We start from the raw sequence: 17531 nt of genomic DNA, 5'->3' as shown, positions 1-17531 counted from the left end.
ACGGTACGGGGGCAAGGTCAGCGCCGGCGCGGCCGGTGGCGTAGCCTCGCGCGGATGGACGTGCAGTCGACGGAGCCCGCGCCGACCCGGCGGGGGCGGCATCTCATCGTGTGGTTCCAGTACTCGGTCGTGGCGATCCTGCTGCTCGGGGCAGGGTCGCTGCTGCTCGCCGCGGCGGCCGGCACCGGCGACTGGGCCGGCCTGGCCGACCCGGGCCTGGAACGCTACGGCGACCCCAAGGACTGGAACCCGCCGCTGGGCCCTGACTCGGCCTGGAATCCGCTGGCCTGGCTGGTCGAGATCTGCCGGTGGATCGTGATGACGTCGCTGATCGTCGTGCTCGGCTTCATCGGCGCGCTGGTCGGGTTCTTCCAGTTCGCCGGCCAGCGGGAGAGCCTGACCCGGGGCGCGGCGGCGCGCCTGCTCACCGGCACGGTGCTGTCCGCGGCGGCGGCCCTGTCCATGCTGACCCCGTACGGCGCGCAGCTGCGCACCTGGCTGCTGGACTAGCCCGGAGCGGGCCAACGCCGGTCCCGCCACATGGTGCGTACCGCACTGGCCGGACCGGTGCCGCCACCCTCGTGCCCCCGTTCATTTCGCGAGGAGGTCGGAAAGGCCGGTCGGGTAGAAGCGGCGTCGTCTCGTCGAAGCTGCTCAGCGGCCGCCACATCACGGGTGTATCGGCGTCGTCCAGGATCTGCACGACGTCGTCGCGCTCGTACAGCGTTTCCTGATGGCGGTCATGTCCGGAACCTAGACGGCCGAGCGCTGTGCGGTCAGTTCCGTTACCGCCTCCGCGGCGTTGCCGGGACCGTCCACGGCGGCGTACACGTCGCGGATGCGGCGGGCCGCCGCCCGATAGGACGGGTCGGCCAGCATTCGCGCGGCGACACGGGTCAGCCGTGCGGTGCCGGCCCGGTGGGGTGAGATCGCCGTCGCCGCGCCGCGGGCCTGGACCAGCGCGACGTTGAGGTCCTGCTCGGCGTGCAGCGGGATGCCGAGCAGCGGCGTGCCGCAGGCCATCGCGGTCTGCACGCTGCCCTGCCCGCCGGCCGTGACGGCGAGGTCGACCCGCGGCATCACCAGGTGGCTGGGCAGCACGCCGCCGACGCAGGTCCGCTCGTCGGCGAGGTCACCGAGGTCGTGCACGGTCCCCGCGACGAGCAGCCGCACCCCGAGCGGCCGCAGGGCCTGCACGACGCGCCGGACGAAGCGCGGCGAGGTGGAGGTGACCGCGACGTACACGGTCGGGCCGGGCCGGTCGAGGAACTCGGCGACGTGCTCGGGCAGCGGCACGTCGAGGTGGGCGAAGAGCGGCCCGCTGTAGCGCAGCCGGGTCGAGGGCCGCATGCGGCGGCCGCGGGGCCGCCATGCCTCCAGTTCGGCGGCGGGCACCCCGAACACCTCCGGGACCTCGGGCACCAGGGCCAGGTCGCCCAGGACCAGCGCGCCGAGGCTGGGCACGCCTTCGACACCGAGCCGGACCGCGACGCGGTTGAAGCCGTCGCAGTAGAAGCGGGTGCGGGGCAGGATCCGGTTGGCGATCAGCCGTCCCGCCCAGCCGGGCAGGCGCCGGGTGGCCCGCCAGGTCGGCGCGGGCACCAGGCCGCGTTCGAACGCGGGCGGCACCCAGCAGCAGGCGTGTTCGGTCACCAGCGCGGCGCCGGCCAGGCGGGTGGACAGCATCGTGGTCAGCGTGTATCCGGTGACGACCGTGCGCACCCCGTGCTCTCGCCAGTACGCCCCCTCGGCGCGCACGTAGGTCTCCAGCTCGTCGTCGGGGTAGATGCTCTGCCGCGGGTCGCCGAGGCCGGTGGCGTTCGCGACGACCTCTGCCGAGCGGGCCGGGCTCATGTGCGGGCCGACGATGTCGTAGTCGATGCCCGCTTCGCGCAGCAGCGTCTCGTAGGTGCCGCCGTGGGTGGCCATGCGCACGCTCGCGCCGCGCCGCGCCAGCGCCCGGTGGATCTCGATCATCCGGGAGGTCTCGGAAAGGTAGCCGCAGTGCGGCATCAGCACGATCTGGTGTTCCTCGGCCATAGTTAGGTAATATATTGCGCATGTCCACACCCGACAAGTCCCCGTTCCTCGACGACGACCTCGCCCCGCCCGTGCGCGCCTTCCGCGCCACCCTCTACCTGGCCCAACGGCTGCGATACCTGATGGACGAGCGGCTGCGCGCCGACGGGCTGACCACCCAGCAGGCCGCGCTGCTGACCCTGGTCGGCGCGCTCGGCACACCCTCGCTGAAACAGGCCGCCGCCGGTCTGGGCAGCACCCACCAGAACGTCGCCCAGCTCGTCCAGGCCCTGCAACGCAAAGGCCTGCTGGAGGTACGCGACGACCCGGCCGACGGCCGCCGCAAACTGCTCGCGGTCACCGAAGCCAGCCGGGCCTACTGGGCCGCCCGCGACGACGGCGACCACGCCGCGGTGGCGGGCTGGTTCACCGCCCTGTCACCCGCCGAACTAGGCACCTTCGCCGCGCTCACCGACCGCCTCGTGCACGCCCTGGACCAGCGCCGCCTACCGTGATCCCGCGTTCGCGGCGTGCACGGCCAGCTGCACCCGGTTGGCGCTGCCGGTCTTGGTCATCAGGTTCGCCACGTGCGTCTTTACCGTCGTCACCCCCAGGTGCAGGCGCGCCGCGATCTCCGGGTTGGACAGGCCCTGACCGACCAGGGCCAGCACCTCGCGCTCGCGATCGGTGACACCCGGCAGATCGGGCGCCACGACCGGCGCCTGCCGATGGCGCACCGCCTGCTCGACCAGGCGGCGCAGCACCGCAGGGCTGAACGGGCTGTCGCCCGCCGCCGCGCGCCGCACCCCGTCCAGCAGCTCGTCCGGGCTCGCATCCTTGACCAGGAACCCGCACGCGCCCGCCGCCAGCGCCGGATACAGGTGCTCGTCGTCGTCGAACGTCGTCAGGACCAGCACCCGCGCCGGCGGCCGATGAGCCAGGATGCGCGCCGTCGCGGTCGTGCCGTCCACCCCGGGCATCCGCAGGTCCATCAGCACCACGTCGGGATGCAGCTGCTCGGCCAGCCGCACCGCGGCCGCGCCGTCCGCGGCCTCGCCCACGACCTGCAGGTCCGGCACCGACTCGCACAGCATCCGCAGCCCCGCCCGCACCAGCTGCTGGTCGTCCACGAGCAGGACCCGGATCACGCCGCCACCCCCGACGCCGGCAGCGACGCGCGCAGCAGCCAGCCCGCATCCGCCGGACCGGCCTGCAACCTGCCACCGAGCACCTCGACCCGCTCCCGCAGGCCCACCAGCCCGTGCCCGCCACCGGCCTGCCCCGCCGACACCGGACCGCCGAAGTCGCGCAACTCGAACGCGACCAGCTCGCCACCGAGCCGGATGGACAGCCGCGCCCGCGCCGCCGTCCCCGCGTGCCGGGCCACGTTCGCCAGACCCTCCTGGGTCAGGCGCAGCAGCGCCAGCGCCGTACGCGCGTCCAGCCGGACCACCTCCGGGTCGATGTCGGCCTGCACGTTCAGGCCGATGCCGGCGCTGCGCTCCACGGCGGCCCGCAACGCCACCGGCAGACCCTCCGGGTCCACGAACAGCACCTGCTGCGCGGTGTCCGGATCGCGCAGGACCGTGACGAGCTTGCGCAGGTCGGCCAGCGCGCTCGAACCGGTCGTATGCACGTCGTCGAGCACCTGGCGCACCCGCGGATCGGCCGGCGGCAGCACGTCGCGGGCCACCGCCACCCGCAGCACGATCGAGGCGACGTGATGCGCCACCAGGTCGTGCAGCTCGCGGGCGATGCTGGCGCGCTCGTCGGCGCGCACCCGCGTCTGCTCCTGCGCCGCACGCACGGCGGCCTGCCGGTTCAGCTCGCCCAGCGCCCGCACGTGCAGCCCGAGCAGGAGCGGTGCAGCCACCGCGGCAGCGGCCCCGTACACGACGGTCTGCGGGGTGTCGACGAACTCGCCGTGGTCGGACACCAGGTGAGCGACCATGCCGAGGCCGAGGCCGGTCCACACCCGCCAGCCGCCGCTGCGCGCGCCCAGCTCGAACATCGCCCACGCCAGCCCCACCGTCGGCACGGTGTCGTTGCCACCGCCCACGACGGCGCCCGCCCCGAGCGCCAGCGTCGCGCTGACGACCGCCGCGAACGGCCACCTCACCTCGAGGTATCCGAACAGCAGCACCCCGATCGCCAGGGCGAGGTCGACGGTGCCCACCGCCCGGCCCTCGGGCGTCAGGGTGAGATAGCCGACGCCGCTGAGGACCACGAGGGTGAGGCGGAGCACCGCGTACCGCTGCTCGAACAGCCGCCCCACCCACAGCATGGCCGCCATCCTAACCGGACACCGGCCGCGGCGACCGCCACGCGAAGACCGCCCCGACCACCGTGGCCGCTGCCAACCCGGCCGCCACCAGCAGCGTCAGCCCGTCCGGCGCGAACAGCGGCCGGCCGCGCAGCGCCTGCCAGGTGACCAGCGCGAGCAGCCCGGCATAGGCGAAGGCGAACACGAACACCAGCCGGGTACGCCGCACCACGTCCGCGACCAGCGCGGGCAGCGCCATCACGAACAGCAGCAACGCCTGCAGCCCGTGCATGCCGACGAAGTGCCCGATCCGCAGGTCGCCGCCCGTGGTGCTCCAGCCCGTCAGCGGCATACCCGGACCGCCGTCAGCGACCCCGACCGCATGCGCGCCCATCAGTGTCTGTACACCCTGCTCGTCCAGCGCGAGCTGCTCCGCGGTCGGCACCACCATCGTGAATCCCTGCAGCAGGCCCAGCAGCAGCAGGACCATGCCCAGCCGCACGGCCCAGGTGCTCGCCCGGTCCGGCATGCCGTCGCGCCACAGCAGCACCGCCAGCACGACGGTCGCCACCCACAACACCATGATCGTCGGGCCCATGATCTGCCACAGCGCCTCGTCCAGCGGGGTGGCCTCGTTGTAATGACTGGCCCGGCCACGCGCGGCCTGGAACACGATGATCCCGACCTCCAGCACGCCCGTCACCACGATGACGTACGCCGACCAGCGCGCGACCCGGCGGCCCCGCCGCAGGTGGCCGATGAGCCAGGCCAGGGTCAGCCCGTACACCGCGAATGAGACGGCGAACTTGGCCGGCTTCAGCCACGCGGGTTGGCCGCCGACGGTGCGACCGTCGACGACCAGACCGACGACGGAGACCACGAGCAGCGCCGCCATCAGGGCGGACAGCCAGGTGAGGGCGCGGCTGCCGTGCAGCGCCGTACGCAGGCAGGAGGTGGTGCGCGAGAGAGGATTCATACCCTCGACGCTCGCGGAAACGGCCTTGCCGCGACTCCTGCCGCGAGGCCGTACCGCCCTCCTGCCACCGGCCGCCCCTCCTCCGACAGCAGGAGGCCCGACTGGTCATCGCCAACCGCGGCGGACGGTCCGTCAGGCGCTCGGCTCGGCCTGGGCGGGCACGGTCAGCTTGGCGGTGAGCTGGGTGAGCGTTCCAGCGAGCTGTCCGACCTGGCCGGTCAGCTCATCGACCCGGGCGCGCAGAGCTACGGCTTCAGCCACGGCGGCGTCGCGCTGGACGGTCAGCACGGTCACGTCGGTCTGCCGCTGCTGCGCCAGGAGTTCCGAAGCCGACCGGGCGGCCTCCGCCGTTGCGGCCGCCGTCCGTGCCGCCGCCAGCTCGGACTGCAGCGCGGCGAGCTGCTGCGCCTGCTCCTGCCGTACCGCAGCGGCCTGGGCCTCGGCGGCCGCAGCCTGCTGCCGTGCGTGGACCAGCTCGGCCTTCGAAGCCTCGGCTTCGCGCCCGGCCTCCTCCGCGGCCGCACGGGCCAGGTCGAAAGCGGCCTGCACCTGGTCGGCGGCGGCCCGGGTGGCGTCACGGTCGCGGTAGGCCTCGGCCCGCAGGGCCTCGGCCGCGGAGTGGTCGCGCCGGGCGGTGTCGCGCTCGGCGAATGCCGCATCCGCGGCGCGGGCGGACTCGGCGGCGGCTGCGGCGGACTGCTCCGCGAGCGCACGCTGCTCGGTGGCGTGTGCCCGGGCGGCCGCCACCGCCGCCTCCGCCGCTTCGCGGGCCTCCCGTACGGCGACCTCGGCCTGCGTGGTGGCTTCGCGCACCGCGAGTTCCGCGTCGGCCTTGGCGCGGGTGGCGGAGTCCGCTGCCTCGCGGGCGAGGCGGGCGGCGCGTTCGGCGTCGTGGCGGGCCTCGTCGCGTTCGGTGTGCGCTCCCGCGACCTGGTTCGCGGCCTCGGCGCGGACCTCCGCGAGTTGGCGCTCAACGCCGGTGGGGGACAGCTCGGCCTCGAGCGCCTCGACAAGTGTCTCGGCGACCTGCTCGAGTTTCTCGACGACTTCGTACGCCTTGGCGACCTGCCCGGCGAGGCCGGGGGAGTTGCGGTGGCGCAGCCGGCTGTTCCGCGCGGCAGCCTGGCAGGCGCCGTCGTTGTCGCGGCAGTAGCGGAACGGCCGTCCAGCGGCGGCACGTTGCGTGACCGGCTTGCCGCAGTACGCGCAGGGCCGGGTCGTCTCTTCGGGGGGCGGTGTGGACATCAACTGCGCAGCGTAGCCGCTGGCGGCCGACCGCGGCAGTGGACCAGCCCCCTAGGACGGTGTAGCGAGTGTGCGCGTTGGCACCGCCGGCCGCACGCCCTTACGCTGAACCGCATTCGGAGTGCGGGGGAGCCTCATGAACATCCGGTACGGCGACGTGCTCGCGGATTTGCGGCAGGCCTACGACGGCGGCGCAGCCGAGCGCGACAGCCACGACAAGGAGCCCTGGAAGGTCGCCGAGCGGGCCGCCTTCACCGCTCGGCTCCACGCCGAGCAGCGGCGCAGCCTGCTGGAGCTCGGGGCGGGAACCGGCCAGGACAGCCGGCACTTCATGGACGCCGGGTTCGACGTCGTCGCGGTGGACCTGTCCCCGGAGATGGTGGCCCGGTGCCGGGCCAAGGGCGTGGACGCCCGGGTCGCCGACTTCCTCGACCTGGGCCTGCCGGACGCGTCCGTCGACGCCGTGTACGCGCTGAACTGCCTGCTGCACGTGCCCGACACCGACCTGCCCGCGGTGCTGGGCAACATCCGTCGTGTCCTGGTGCCCGGCGGCCTGTTCTTCCTGGGCGTGTGGGGCGGGCGGCACCACGAGGGGGTGCTGGCCACCGACCGGCACGAGCCGCAGCGCTTCTTCGCCTGGCGCACCGACGACGCCCTGCTCGCGTTCGTGCAGGCGTGCTTCGAGGTCGAGGACTTCCACACGGTCGCCGTCGGCGAGTTCACCTTCCAGTCGCTGACCCTGCGCCGGCCGTGGTGACCGCCACAGCCCACCCGATTCAGCCGTTCCCGCCTGGTGACGGCGGTCATGACGCTGGGTGAGCGGGCGGGTAGCGGCTGGTAGCCTTCGGCCGTGCCCGGGACCATTCTGTTCGACCTGTTCCATACGCTGCTCGACGGCGCGGACGCGCGGCGGGACCGGGTCGTGGCCAGGATGGGCGAGATCGTCGGCGTGGACCCGACCGCGATGGTCTACGCGTACCACGACTCGTGGCGCGAGCGGCTGGTGCGCTGGTCGGCGGAGGAGACGGTACGCCGGCTGGCCCGGCGGCTCGGCGGCAGGCCGTCGGCGGACCAGGTGCGGCGCGCCGCCGCGCTGCGGCTGGAGCTGGCCTCGTGGCTGCTGAACTCGGCCCCGTCGAGCACCCTGGTGACACTCGACGGCCTGCGTGCGCAGGGGTGGCGGCTGGGCCTGGTCAGCAACGCGACGGCGGAGGTCGCCGAGGCGTGGCCGAGCTGCGGCTTGTCGCGCCGGTTCGACGTGGCGGTGTTCTCGTGCGTGGCCGGGGTCGCCAAGCCGGAGCCGGGCATCTACCTGGCTGCCGTGGCACAGCTCGGGGTCGCGCCGCAGGACTGCGTGTTCGTCGGCGACGGCGCGGACGGGGAGCTGGCGGGTGCGGCCGCGGTGGGCCTGTCGGTGGTGCGTACGGCCGAGTTCACGGACCGGTCGAGGGTGTGGCCGGGGCCGGTGGTGGGTTCGCTGGCGGAGCTGTCGGAGTCCCTGGCCGGCCGGGTGGTGCCGCAGCGCGGGGCGAGCGCGGCGTAGGGGCGTCAGCTCGTGCTCGGACCGTGCGCGGGAGCCGGCGCCGGGTGCAGGGCGGGTGGCGCGGGCCGGCGGTGGGCGACGGCGAACGACAGCAGGCCCATGGCGAGCGCGACGAACGCGGCGATGCCGTACAGATGCGACAGCGGGGTGCCGGCGTTGACGAGCGGACCCGCGCCGAACGCGGCGATGCCGTAGCCGAGCTGGTACGCGGCGATGACGCCGCCTGCGACGGCCGTGGTGAAGCCGGTGAGTTCGCCCTGGCCGAAGCTGATGGTGAGCGGGAGCAGGGCGGAGCAGCAGAGCCCGGCGGCGCCGAAGGCCAGGACGCCTTGGACGTCGTGGCCGCGCGGCAGTGAGGCGATGATGGCGAAGACCCCGGCGAGGGCGAACGGCAGCAGGTGGAAGGTGGCGCGGGCGGGCAGCCACCGGGTGATGGCGGCGAACAGGAGCCGGCCGAGGGTGACCATGGCCCAGAACGCGGTGAGGGCGAGCGCCGCGGTGGTGGCGCTCGCGCCGACGGTGGTGGTCATGTCGAGTTGGGCCCAGTTGCCGTTGACGGTTTCGCAGATGCCGTACAGCAGGGCGAATGCCGCGTAGAGCCAGAACCTGGCGGGTATGCGCGCGGGGGCGGCGTCGGCGGCGGCGCGTGCCCCGGTGTGCATGGGCAGCCGGAAGCTGACCGCGATCAGGGCGACGAGCAGCAGCGTGGACAGCACCGGCAGGCCCCACCAGAAGCCGAGGCCGACGAAGAGCGCGACGAACACGGGCGCCAGTGCGGTGCCGAGGCCGAGCAGCGCGTTGAGGATGAGCACGGCCTTGTCGACGGCGCCGGGGTGGAACGCGGCGGCCAGGGAGTTCAGGGCGGGCACGGCCAGGCCGAAGCCCGCGCCGAGGAACGCGGTGGCGGCGAGCAGCAGCGGATAGGCCAGGTTCTGCTGGTGCATGACGGCCGCGCTGGCCAGCAGCAGGACCATGGAGGCCAGCGAGCAGGCCAGGCCGGTGAGGTAGACGGCGTGGGTGCCGTGGCGGCGGGCGAGGCCGGCTCCGGCGAGCGCGGCGGCGATGGCGGCGACGACCTGCGGGGCGAACATCGCGCCGTACTGGGCGCTGCTCAAGCCGTAGTGGGCGGGGTCGGTGAGGATGGTGCTGGCAGCCGGGATGGTGACCAGGACGATGCCCTGGACGACCCCGGCGACGTCGACGACGGTGGTCTGGGTTCGGGTGGCCATCAGGATTCGCGCCGGTTGACGAGGGTCTGCAGGGTGGACAGCTGGGGCCGGAGTTTGCGCAGGCGGTCGTCGGCGCGGACCTGGACGCGCCCGCGGCCGTAGGCGTCGCGGTGCCCCCAGCGGCCGGGGACGTCGAGCAGGGCGAGGTGGCCGATGCCGACGGGCAGGGCGGGGTCGACGACGAGGTGCTCGTCGACGGCCTGCAGGCCCAGCATGGTGCCGAGCAGCAGCAGCGGGGTGCCGGTGGACCAGGCCTGAGGGCTGCACGCGGTCGGGTAGGGCACGGGGTATTTGGTGACGGCGCGGTCGTAGCCGCAGAAGGCCTCGGGCAGGCGGCCGTTGAAGAACTCGGCGGCGTCGAGGATGCCGGCGGCGACGCGGGCGGCTTCGTTCTTGTAGCCGTATCGGCGCAGCCCCCAGGCGATGAACGAGTTGTCGAACGGCCAGACGGTGCCGACGTGGTAGCCGACGGGGTTGTAGCGTTCCTCGCCCTCGGCGAGGGTGCGGATACCCCAGCCGGAGTAGAGGCGGGGGCCGAGCAGGTGTTCGACGATGTGGTGGGCGCGGCGGCGCTCGACGATGCCGGACCAGAGCAGGTGGCCGATGTTGGACGACAGGGCGTCGACCTTGGCGCCGTCGGCGTCGAGAGCCAGGGCGTAGTACTTGCGGTCCTCGATCCAGAAGTCGCGGTTGAAGCGGCGTTTGAGGTCGGCGGCCTGCTCGTCGAGCCGGTCGGCGAGGGTCGGGTCGTGCCAGACGGTGCGGGCCAGGCGGGCGGCGCGTTTCTTGGCGTCGTAGGTGTAGCCCTGCAGTTCGCAGGTGGCGCGGGGGAAGCCGGGCAGCCGGCCGTCGGTGTAGGAGATGGAGTCCCAGGAGTCCTTCCAGCACTGGTTCTCCAGGCCGGTGTCGGGGTTGCGGGTCTGGTACCAGACGTACCCGTCACCGCGCAGGTCGGCGTACTGGTCGATCCAGCCGAGGGCGGCGCGGGCCTCGTATTCGAGGTCGCGGACGAGTTTGGTGTCGCCGCTCCAGCGTTCGTACTCGTCGAGCAGGATGAGGAACAGCGCGGTGCTGTCGGCCGAGCCGTAGTAGGGGGAGTGGGGCCGCTCCTCGAAGGCGGTGAGCTCGCCGTACCGCATCTCGTGCAAGATCTTGCCGGGGTCCTCGTCGCGGAAGTCGTCGATGCGGCTGCCCTGGCGTGCGCCGAGTTCGGCCAGGGTGGTGGCGGCCAGCGACGGGGCGTAGGGCAGGGCCTGCAGGCTGGTGAGGATGCTGTCGCGGCCGAACATGGTCATGAACCAGGGCAGGCCCGCGGCGGGCAGGGTGCGCTCGCCGGAGGTCATCGGGGCGAAGCGCAGGGCGGCCAGGTCGGTGAGGCTGCGCCGGTAGGTGTGCTTGAGCGGCTCCCAGTCGCATTCGAGTTTCGGCGCCTCGGCCAGCCACTGGGCGAGGTCCTCCTCCATGTCCTTGCGGGTGTGGCCGGTCTCGGTGCGGGCGGTGACGCGCTGGTTGGCGGCCCAGCCCCACAGCGAGCAGCCGACGTGCAGCTCGGTGTTCCAGCTGCCGTGCGCGCCGAGCTGCACCGTGTAGGTGATGCCGTGCTCGTCGATCGCGGCGGCGGAGTTGTGGGTGGTGTGGCCGCCGGCGTCGACGTGGGTGGCGGCGGCGGTGTTGATGAGGGTCTCGCGGCGGTAGGTCTGGCGTTCGTAGCCGAGCAGCAGCAGGTTGTCGTCGATGCGGGTGTAGTACTTGCCCTTCTTCTTGAGGTGGTCCTTGACCTCGAACAGGTCGGCGAAGTCGGCGGCGGCGTCGAGGCGCAGGGTGAGGGTGACGGGCGTGGCGCTGTGGTTGAGGATGGTGAGTTCCTCGTGGAATCCGTCGACGACCTCGCGGCGGCGGATGATCGACAGGGTCGCGTCGACGTAGACGGTGCCGGTGCCGGGCACGAGGAAGAACCGGGTCTCGAAGTAGTGCAGGTCGTCGGTGGACAGCGGGTTGAGGCGGTGGCCGTCGAGGGTGAGCACCCAGCGCGACAGGTAGCGGGTGTCCCAGGAGAACAGGCCGTTGGGTTCGGTGGGTGAGGCGTCGATGTCGCCGGCGGTGTCGCTGACGACGAACGTGTTGCCGTCGAGGGTGCTGACAGAGCCGGTGGTGGTCATTTCTTGTGCCTCCGGGTTGCCGTTGCGGGCGACGCCGGCCGCCCGGGGAACAGCCGTTGCAGCATGACGATGAGGTGCAGCTCGCCCTCGACGTCGATCTGGCCGCGCAGCACGGCGGCCATGGTGTTGACCTGGCCGGTGACCATGCCGTCGAACAGGTTCTTGGCGACGTGCACGACGCAGTCGGCGTGCTCGCCGCCGCGGCTGACCTGGATGTGGCCGCGGTCGATGGCGACACGCCAGTGCTCGGCGTGGCCGTTGCCGGTGAGGTCGAAGCGGATGGTGCCGGAGGTGGCGCGCAGCAGCGGGTAGCGGCCGTGTTCGCCGAGGCTGTGGAAGTAGTCGGCGGTGGCGTCGGTCACCGCGGCGCTCCCGGGGCGGTGGTGGCGGGTGCGGCGTAGCTGACGCCGAGGCGGCCGGCGATGTGCTCGCCGACGCGCAGGGCGTTGGCCATGGCGGTCAGGGCCGGGTTGACCGCGCCGATGCTGGGGAAGAAGCTGGTGTCGACGACGTAAAGGTTGTCGAGTTCATGGGTCTTGCAGTGCACGTCCAGGACGCTGGTCGCGGGATCGGCGCCGAACCGGCAGGTTCCGGCCTGGTGGGCGACCCCGGCGATCGGGATGTCGGACTTCATGTAGGCGAACCGGTGCACCAGGTGGTCCTCGTGCAGCCGCATCGTGGACAGCATCGACTTGAGCTGGTGGTAGAGCCGTTTGGCGGCGGTCGGGTTGCTCGGGGTGTAGTCGAGCACGATGTGGCCGTCGCGGTTGACGGTCACCCGGTTGTCCGGGTGCGGCAGGTCCTCGGTGGACAGCCAGAAGTCGACGGCGTGCCGGGCGACGTCGGCCAGCGCCCAGCTGGGGGCGAGCTTGGTGGCCAGCGGCTTCTCGCCGCGGTACATGTCCGGCTCGGACTTGCCGATCATCTGGATGTTGCCCATGGGGTAGTCGAAGTCCGGCCCGCGGAAGTAGAAGTCGTTGAGGCCGAGGGTCTTCTGGAACCGGGTCTCGTTGGGCTCGCGCGACAGGGCCAGCACGGCCTGGGACAGGTGGTACATGTAGTTGCGACCGACCTGGTCGGAGGAGTTGGCCAGCCCGCGCGGGTGCAGGTCGCTGGCGGACATGAGCAGCAGCTTCGCGGAGTTCGCGGCGCCGGCGGACACCACGACGATGTCGGCGGCGTAGCGCTCCTCGTGGCCCTCGTGGTCGACGACGACCTGGGTGACGGCGGTGCCGGCCAGGTTGGTCTCCAGGCGTACGGCGTGGGCGTGGGTGAGCAGCGTGACGTTGGGCGCCTGCAGCGCGGGCCGCACGGCCAGGGTCTCCGCGTCGGACTTGGCGTGCAGTGGGCACGGGAAGCCGTCGCAGTGCTGGCAGCGCACGCAGATGCTGTACGGCATGTTCTGCTCGTTGAGCCGCACCCCGACCGGCGCGTGGAACGGGTGGAAGCCGGCGCTCGCGAGGTCGTCGGACAGCTGCTGGATACGCGGTTCGTGGTGCAGCGCCGGGTACGGGTACGGCCCGGACGCGGGCGGCTCGGTCGGGTCCTCGCCGCGGTTGCCGTGGACCTCGTAGAGCTGCTCGGCCATGGTGTAGTACGGCTCCATCTCCTCGTAGGAGATCGGCCAGGCGGGGGAGACGCCGTCGTGGTGGCGCAGCTGGCCGAAGTCCTCGCGGCGCAGCCGGTACAGGGCCGCGCCGTAGAGTTTGGTCGCGCCGCCGACGAAGTAGTGGACCTGCGGCTGGAACCCGTTGCCGTGCTTGTCGTACCAGGTGTCCTTGGAGATGTACCGGTTGTCGACGAAGACCTCGGCGGTGTCCCAGTTCTCGGGTTCGCGGGGCAGCCAGTCGCCGCGCTCGAGCAGCAGGATGCGCTTGCCGGACGGGGCGAGGTAGCGGGCCAGGGTGCCGCCGCCGGCGCCGGTCCCGATGATGATCACGTCGTAGGCGTCCATCAGAGTTCTCCCAACCGTTGCCCGGGAAACGTCATCCCTGGGTGTTCTTGGACGGGTCGGTGTCGACGATCCACGGGCCGCGCCAGCCGTGGCCGTCGACGAGCTTGTCCGCGCCGGCCGGTCCCCAGCTGCCGGGGGCGTACGGTTCGATCGGCGCCGGGTGGTCCAGCAGGGGCTGCAGGATGCGCCAGGTCTCCTCGACGCCGTCCTGGCGGGTGAACCGGTTCGCGTCGCCGAGCAGCGCGGCGTGCAGCAGCACCTCGTACGGCGTGGGGCCCTCGCCGCCCTCGGCGGCGAACTCCATGTCCAGGGTGATCGGCTCGGGTCCGTCGGCGTCGGCGCGGCGGGCGTCCAGGCGCAGCCGCGCGCCGGTGGTCGGGTCGAGTTTGATGACGAACTGGTCCGGTTCGGGGATCTGCCCGGCGAACGCGGGCAGGCCCAGCCGCGGCGGGCGCTTGAACACGACCCGGAACTCGGTCTGGGTCACCGGCAGGCACTTGCCGGTACGGATGAAGAACGGCACCCCGGACCAGCGCCAGTTGTCGATCTCGAGTTTCAGGGCGGCGTACGTCTCGGTCGTCGAGCCGGGCTTGACCCCGTCGATGTCCTGGTAGCCGTCGTACTGGCCGCGCACGTAGTTCGCCGGGTCGGCGTCGAGCACGGCGCTCCACAGGGCGGTGCTGCAGTTCTTGATCGCGTCGGGGTGCCGCCCGGCGGGCGGTTCCATCGCCCCGCCGGCCAGGACCTGCATGAGGTGGTTGACGACGACGTCGCGCAGCGCCCCGACCGGGTCGTAGAAGTGGCCGCGGTCGGCGACGCCGAAGCTCTCGGCCATGGTGATCTGCACGCTGTCGACGTGGTCGCGGTTCCACACCGGTTCCAGCATCGCGTTCGCGAACCGCAGGTACACCAGCTCCTCGGTGCCCATCTTGCCGAGGAAGTGGTCGATGCGGAACAGCTGCGACTCGTCGAGGTACTGGTGCAGCCGGCCGGCCAGCTCCCGGGCCGAGGCCAGGTCGTGGCCGAACGGCTTCTCGACCACGACCCGCCCGGCGCGCACGAGCCCGGCCTCGGACAGGCCCTTGACGACGGTCGCGAACAGCGACGGCGGGATCTCCAGGTACGACACCGGGGCCTTCGCGTCGCCGACCGCCGCGGCGAGCCGCTGGTACAGCCCGGCGTCGGTGAAGTCGCCCGGCACGTACGACAGCCGGGCCGCGAACCGCTCGAACACCGCGTCGTCGACGGTCTCGCCGGTGCCGGCGATGCACTCGCGGGCGTGCTCGCGCAGCTGCTCGACGGTCCAGTCCTGCCCGGCCACGCCGATGATCGGGCAGGTGAGCAGGCCGCGCCGGTCCAGGCGGTACAGCGACCGGAACGTCATCACCTTGGCCAGGTCGCCGGTGATGCCGAAGATGACGAACACGTCGGCGGGCGTGGGCGTGGCGGGTGCGGTCATGACGCGCTCCTGGCGGCAGATGCGGTGACGGGCGGGGTGAGCAGCCGCTCCGGGCAGTGGCCGGGGTGCAGGTAGAACTCCTCGGCCCAGGTGATGAACGCGTTGGTCTCGGCCTTGGCGTCGGCCATCAGATAGGCGTGGATGCCCAGCCAGGCCGCGAACGCGATCCGGCCGTGCAGCTCGTGGTGGCGGGCGCCGAGTTCGGCGATCGCCGCGCCCCGGCCGATCATCGCCATGATGCCCTTGTCGTGGTACGCGAACGCGCTGCGCGGCCGCCCGTTCGCCTCGGCGATGATGTTGAACCCGACGGCTCGCCCGGCCTGCTGCGCCACCGACGCCAGCTGCGGCAGCGGCAGCCCGTCCGGGCCGGGGATGTTCGCGGCGTCACCGGCGGCGTAGACACCGGGATGGCCGTCGACGGTCAGATCGGGGCGCACGTCGATGCGCCCGCCGCGGCCGGTGGGCATGCGGCTCTCGCCGACCAGCGGCGCGGCCGACACACCGCCGCCCCAGATCACGGCCCGGGTCGGCATGGTGGTGCCGTCGTCGAGGATGACGTGGTCGGCGCCGACCTCGGTGGCGGTGACGCCCAGCCGCAGCCGGACCCCGCGGCGCTGCAGCTGCTGCGCCGCGTAGGCCTGCGCCTCGGGGCCGAACGGGCCCAGCACGGCGTGGCCGTGGTCGACGAGCACGATCCGGGAGCGGATCAGCGCGAGCTTCTCGAACTGGCGGGGCAGGATCGTGCCGACGAGCTCGGCCAGCGCGCCGGCGGTCTCCACACCGGTCGGGCCGCCGCCGACGACGACGAACGTGATCTCCCCCGCGCCGGCCGGGCCTTCGGCGGCGGCCTCGGTGTACACGGCCCGCAGCCGTTCGCGGAGCTTGAGCGCGTCGTCGAGGGTGTACAGCGGGAACGTGTGCTGGGCGGCGCCGGGCACGTCGAAGAAGTTGGCCTGGGCGCCCGCGGCGAGCACGAGCACGTCGCCGGTGACGGTGTCGCCGTCGGCCAGCGACACGGTGTGGGTCTGCGGGTCGATCGCGACGACGTCGGCGGTGCGGACCTGCACGTTGTCGTGCTCGGCGAACATCTGCTCGAGGTCGTAGGACACGTCGGCGGGGTCGAGTTCGGCGGTCGCGACCTGGTAGAGCAGCGGCTGGAACTGGTGGTAGCCGTTGCGGTCCAGCAGCGTCACGCGAATGTCGGGCTGGCCCGTCAGGGTCCTGGCGCACGCGACTCCGGCGAATCCGCCGCCGATGACGACCACGTGGGTGCTGCGCTCGCTCACGCCGCTCATCTTTCCAATATCGGGATTCAATCGGGCGGTTACCGCCAAACGCACATTTCCGGTGCGGGGACGTTGCGAGCATGGACGCGTGGTCCACCTGCAGCCGCTCACCCTCGCGCTGGCCCTGACCGCGAGCCTGCTGCTCGGCCCGGCCGCCGCGCGCCCGTCGGCCGTGCCCACGCCCGCGCCGACCCCGGCCCCGTCGCCGCTGCCGCAGGGCGCCCAGCCCGTGCGGCTCGACCCCGCCGACTTCAGCTCCGCCGTCGACAATCCGTATCTGCCGCTGCCCGCCGGAGCCCGGTGGAACTACCTCGCCACGGGCCCGGACGGCGACATCCGCACCGAGGTCACCGTCGCCCCCGGACCCGCCGTCGCGGGCATCGCCACGGTGGCGCAGCGGGCGCTGACCACCGACGCCGGCGGCGGCGTCCTGAGCGACCGGACCAGCTGGTACGCCCAGGACAGCGCGGGCAACGTGTGGCTGCTGGGCGAATCCGCCCGCGACTACGTCGACGGCACGCTCACCGGCTCCGACGGCTGGCAGGCCGGGGTCGGCGGCGCGCAGCCCGGCATCGCGATGTCGGCCCGGCCGGTGCCCGGTCAGCGCTGGCGGATCGGGTACAGCCGCGGCCGGGCCGAGGACTCCGCCCGGGTGCTGGCCGTGCACGAGCAGGTCAGCGTGCCCGCGGGCGGCTACCGCGACGTCGTGGCGATCGAGCAGACCTCGCCCCTGCTACGCGACGTGCGGCTGCTGCGCTTCTTCGCCCCCGGCGTGGGGCTGGTGCGGTCGGAGAGCGCCGGGTCCGCCGACCGCACCAGCCTGGTGGCCTACCGCGAGCGTTAGGCCGCGGCGCGGACCCGGGTGCGGGCCATGGTCCGGAAATCGTTGGGCAGCTGCTGCATGACGTGGTCGAACGTCTCGTCCCCGAGGTCCTCACGCAGGGCCGTGAACACCCCGCGCACCCCGGCGTCGGTGTCGCGCTCGTTGAGCCCGGTGCGTTCCTGGACCCGGCGCAGCAGCTCCGGCAGGTCGAAGCACTTGATGCGCCCGTTGGGCGGCAGCGAGTCCCGCAGCCCCTCGTGCAGGTGCGCCGCCAGGTGCCGGTTCTCTCCGTTGCTCAGCCGCGCCGCCAGGCACTCCAGCGTCGCCCGCGTCGTGTCGGCCGCCTCCTCCACGGTCAACCCCGACAGCTCGGCGACCTTGCGAAAGAACTGCTTGTCTCCCATACGTTCCCTCCCGTACTCGATCCACACGGTCGGGGGTGATCCATCAACACCCTAAGCCCCCATGCCCCCTACACCACCCTTTACACCGTTTCACCCACCCCCCGATCGGGTCGACCATGAACGTGCGGACGTGTCCGGCGGCGTGTCGCCACCCCGCGGCCGTGCTCACCT

17 protein-coding genes are annotated in these 17531 nt (G+C 72.8%); 5 read left to right on the top strand and 12 right to left on the bottom strand.

Translation table 11 applies throughout. The features are described 5' to 3' along the window. Nucleotides 1–54: 54 nt before the first annotated feature. Nucleotides 55–510 carry a hypothetical protein gene (locus tag Cco03nite_RS17330; protein WP_203693142.1) on the top strand — a complete coding sequence of 152 codons (456 nt, stop codon included), beginning with the start codon at nucleotides 55–57 and terminating at the stop codon, nucleotides 508–510. A gap of 243 nt (nucleotides 511–753) precedes the next feature. On the opposite strand, the gene Cco03nite_RS17325 is transcribed toward Cco03nite_RS17330, so the two are convergent. Further along, nucleotides 754–2040: a glycosyltransferase gene (locus tag Cco03nite_RS17325; RefSeq protein ID WP_203693141.1), complete on the bottom strand. Its 1287-nt coding sequence runs from the start codon at nucleotides 2038–2040 to the stop codon at nucleotides 754–756. Between the two features lie 20 nt (nucleotides 2041–2060). Between Cco03nite_RS17325 and Cco03nite_RS17320 the strand changes: the two genes are divergently transcribed. Further along, nucleotides 2061–2534 (top strand): MarR family winged helix-turn-helix transcriptional regulator, encoded by a 474-nt coding sequence (locus Cco03nite_RS17320; protein WP_203693140.1) that lies wholly within the window; start codon nucleotides 2061–2063, stop codon nucleotides 2532–2534. On the opposite strand, the gene Cco03nite_RS17315 is transcribed toward Cco03nite_RS17320, so the two are convergent. The 4 genes from Cco03nite_RS17315 to Cco03nite_RS17300 form a co-directional block, all read right to left on the bottom strand. Then, nucleotides 2526–3167: a response regulator gene (locus tag Cco03nite_RS17315; protein ID WP_203693139.1), complete on the bottom strand. Its 642-nt coding sequence runs from the start codon at nucleotides 3165–3167 to the stop codon at nucleotides 2526–2528. The genes Cco03nite_RS17320 and Cco03nite_RS17315 overlap by 9 nt on opposite strands. Further along, nucleotides 3164–4303, bottom strand: a complete 1140-nt coding sequence (locus tag Cco03nite_RS42885; protein ID WP_203693138.1) for a sensor histidine kinase — start codon at nucleotides 4301–4303, stop codon at nucleotides 3164–3166. Before Cco03nite_RS42885 ends, Cco03nite_RS17315 begins: the two co-directional genes overlap by 4 nt. A gap of 10 nt (nucleotides 4304–4313) precedes the next feature. Beyond that, complete coding sequence (locus Cco03nite_RS17305) at nucleotides 4314–5258, bottom strand: hypothetical protein (protein WP_203693137.1); 945 nt, start codon at nucleotides 5256–5258, stop codon at nucleotides 4314–4316. A 132-nt stretch (nucleotides 5259–5390) separates the two neighbouring features. Next, nucleotides 5391–6503 (bottom strand): hypothetical protein, encoded by a 1113-nt coding sequence (locus tag Cco03nite_RS17300; RefSeq protein WP_203693136.1) that lies wholly within the window; start codon nucleotides 6501–6503, stop codon nucleotides 5391–5393. 136 nt (nucleotides 6504–6639) lie between these two features. Here Cco03nite_RS17300 and Cco03nite_RS17295 point away from each other — a divergent pair, with 136 nt between their 5' ends. Both Cco03nite_RS17295 and Cco03nite_RS17290 read left to right on the top strand, forming a co-directional pair. After that, entirely contained in the window at nucleotides 6640–7260 is a 621-nt protein-coding gene (locus tag Cco03nite_RS17295) for a class I SAM-dependent methyltransferase (RefSeq protein WP_203693135.1), read from the top strand. Between the two features lie 93 nt (nucleotides 7261–7353). Then, entirely contained in the window at nucleotides 7354–8046 is a 693-nt protein-coding gene (locus Cco03nite_RS17290) for an HAD family hydrolase (protein WP_203693134.1), read from the top strand. A 5-nt stretch (nucleotides 8047–8051) separates the two neighbouring features. Here Cco03nite_RS17290 and Cco03nite_RS17285 read toward each other — a convergent pair whose 3' ends face one another. From Cco03nite_RS17285 to Cco03nite_RS17260, 6 genes are read right to left on the bottom strand one after another with little or no spacing between them, the layout of a single operon-like run. Then, on the bottom strand, nucleotides 8052–9275 hold the full coding sequence (locus Cco03nite_RS17285; RefSeq protein ID WP_203693133.1) for an MFS transporter: 1224 nt from the start codon (nucleotides 9273–9275) through the stop codon (nucleotides 8052–8054). Then, on the bottom strand, nucleotides 9275–11434 hold the full coding sequence (locus Cco03nite_RS17280) for an amylo-alpha-1,6-glucosidase (RefSeq protein WP_203693132.1): 2160 nt from the start codon (nucleotides 11432–11434) through the stop codon (nucleotides 9275–9277). The genes Cco03nite_RS17285 and Cco03nite_RS17280 overlap by 1 nt, the downstream gene beginning before the upstream one ends. Next, nucleotides 11431–11796, bottom strand: coding sequence for an SCP2 sterol-binding domain-containing protein (locus Cco03nite_RS17275; protein WP_203693131.1), 366 nt, complete (start codon nucleotides 11794–11796; stop codon nucleotides 11431–11433). Before Cco03nite_RS17275 ends, Cco03nite_RS17280 begins: the two co-directional genes overlap by 4 nt. Continuing rightward, on the bottom strand, nucleotides 11793–13388 hold the full coding sequence (locus Cco03nite_RS17270) for a GMC oxidoreductase (protein WP_203693130.1): 1596 nt from the start codon (nucleotides 13386–13388) through the stop codon (nucleotides 11793–11795). The genes Cco03nite_RS17275 and Cco03nite_RS17270 overlap by 4 nt, the downstream gene beginning before the upstream one ends. Before the next feature lie 31 nt (nucleotides 13389–13419). Continuing rightward, entirely contained in the window at nucleotides 13420–14847 is a 1428-nt protein-coding gene (gene zwf / locus Cco03nite_RS17265; RefSeq protein WP_203693129.1) for a glucose-6-phosphate dehydrogenase, read from the bottom strand. Then, nucleotides 14844–16142, bottom strand: coding sequence for an NAD(P)/FAD-dependent oxidoreductase (locus Cco03nite_RS17260; protein WP_203693128.1), 1299 nt, complete (start codon nucleotides 16140–16142; stop codon nucleotides 14844–14846). The genes zwf and Cco03nite_RS17260 overlap by 4 nt, the downstream gene beginning before the upstream one ends. Nucleotides 16143–16221: 79 nt before the next feature. Here Cco03nite_RS17260 and Cco03nite_RS17255 point away from each other — a divergent pair, with 79 nt between their 5' ends. Then, the gene (locus Cco03nite_RS17255) at nucleotides 16222–16977 is read left to right on the top strand and encodes a hypothetical protein (protein WP_203693127.1); all 756 of its coding nucleotides are present in this window, start codon (nucleotides 16222–16224) and stop codon (nucleotides 16975–16977) included. Here Cco03nite_RS17255 and Cco03nite_RS17250 read toward each other — a convergent pair. Next, complete coding sequence (locus Cco03nite_RS17250) at nucleotides 16974–17360, bottom strand: DUF2267 domain-containing protein (RefSeq protein ID WP_203693126.1); 387 nt, start codon at nucleotides 17358–17360, stop codon at nucleotides 16974–16976. The genes Cco03nite_RS17255 and Cco03nite_RS17250 overlap by 4 nt on opposite strands. Nucleotides 17361–17531: the final 171 nt, after the last annotated feature.

It is taken from the genome of Catellatospora coxensis, assembly GCF_016862635.1.
GTDB lineage: Bacteria > Actinomycetota > Actinomycetes > Mycobacteriales > Micromonosporaceae > Catellatospora > Catellatospora coxensis.
The sequence above is the reverse complement of the archived record's forward strand: the minus strand, read 5'-3'. Positions and strand labels throughout refer to the sequence as shown.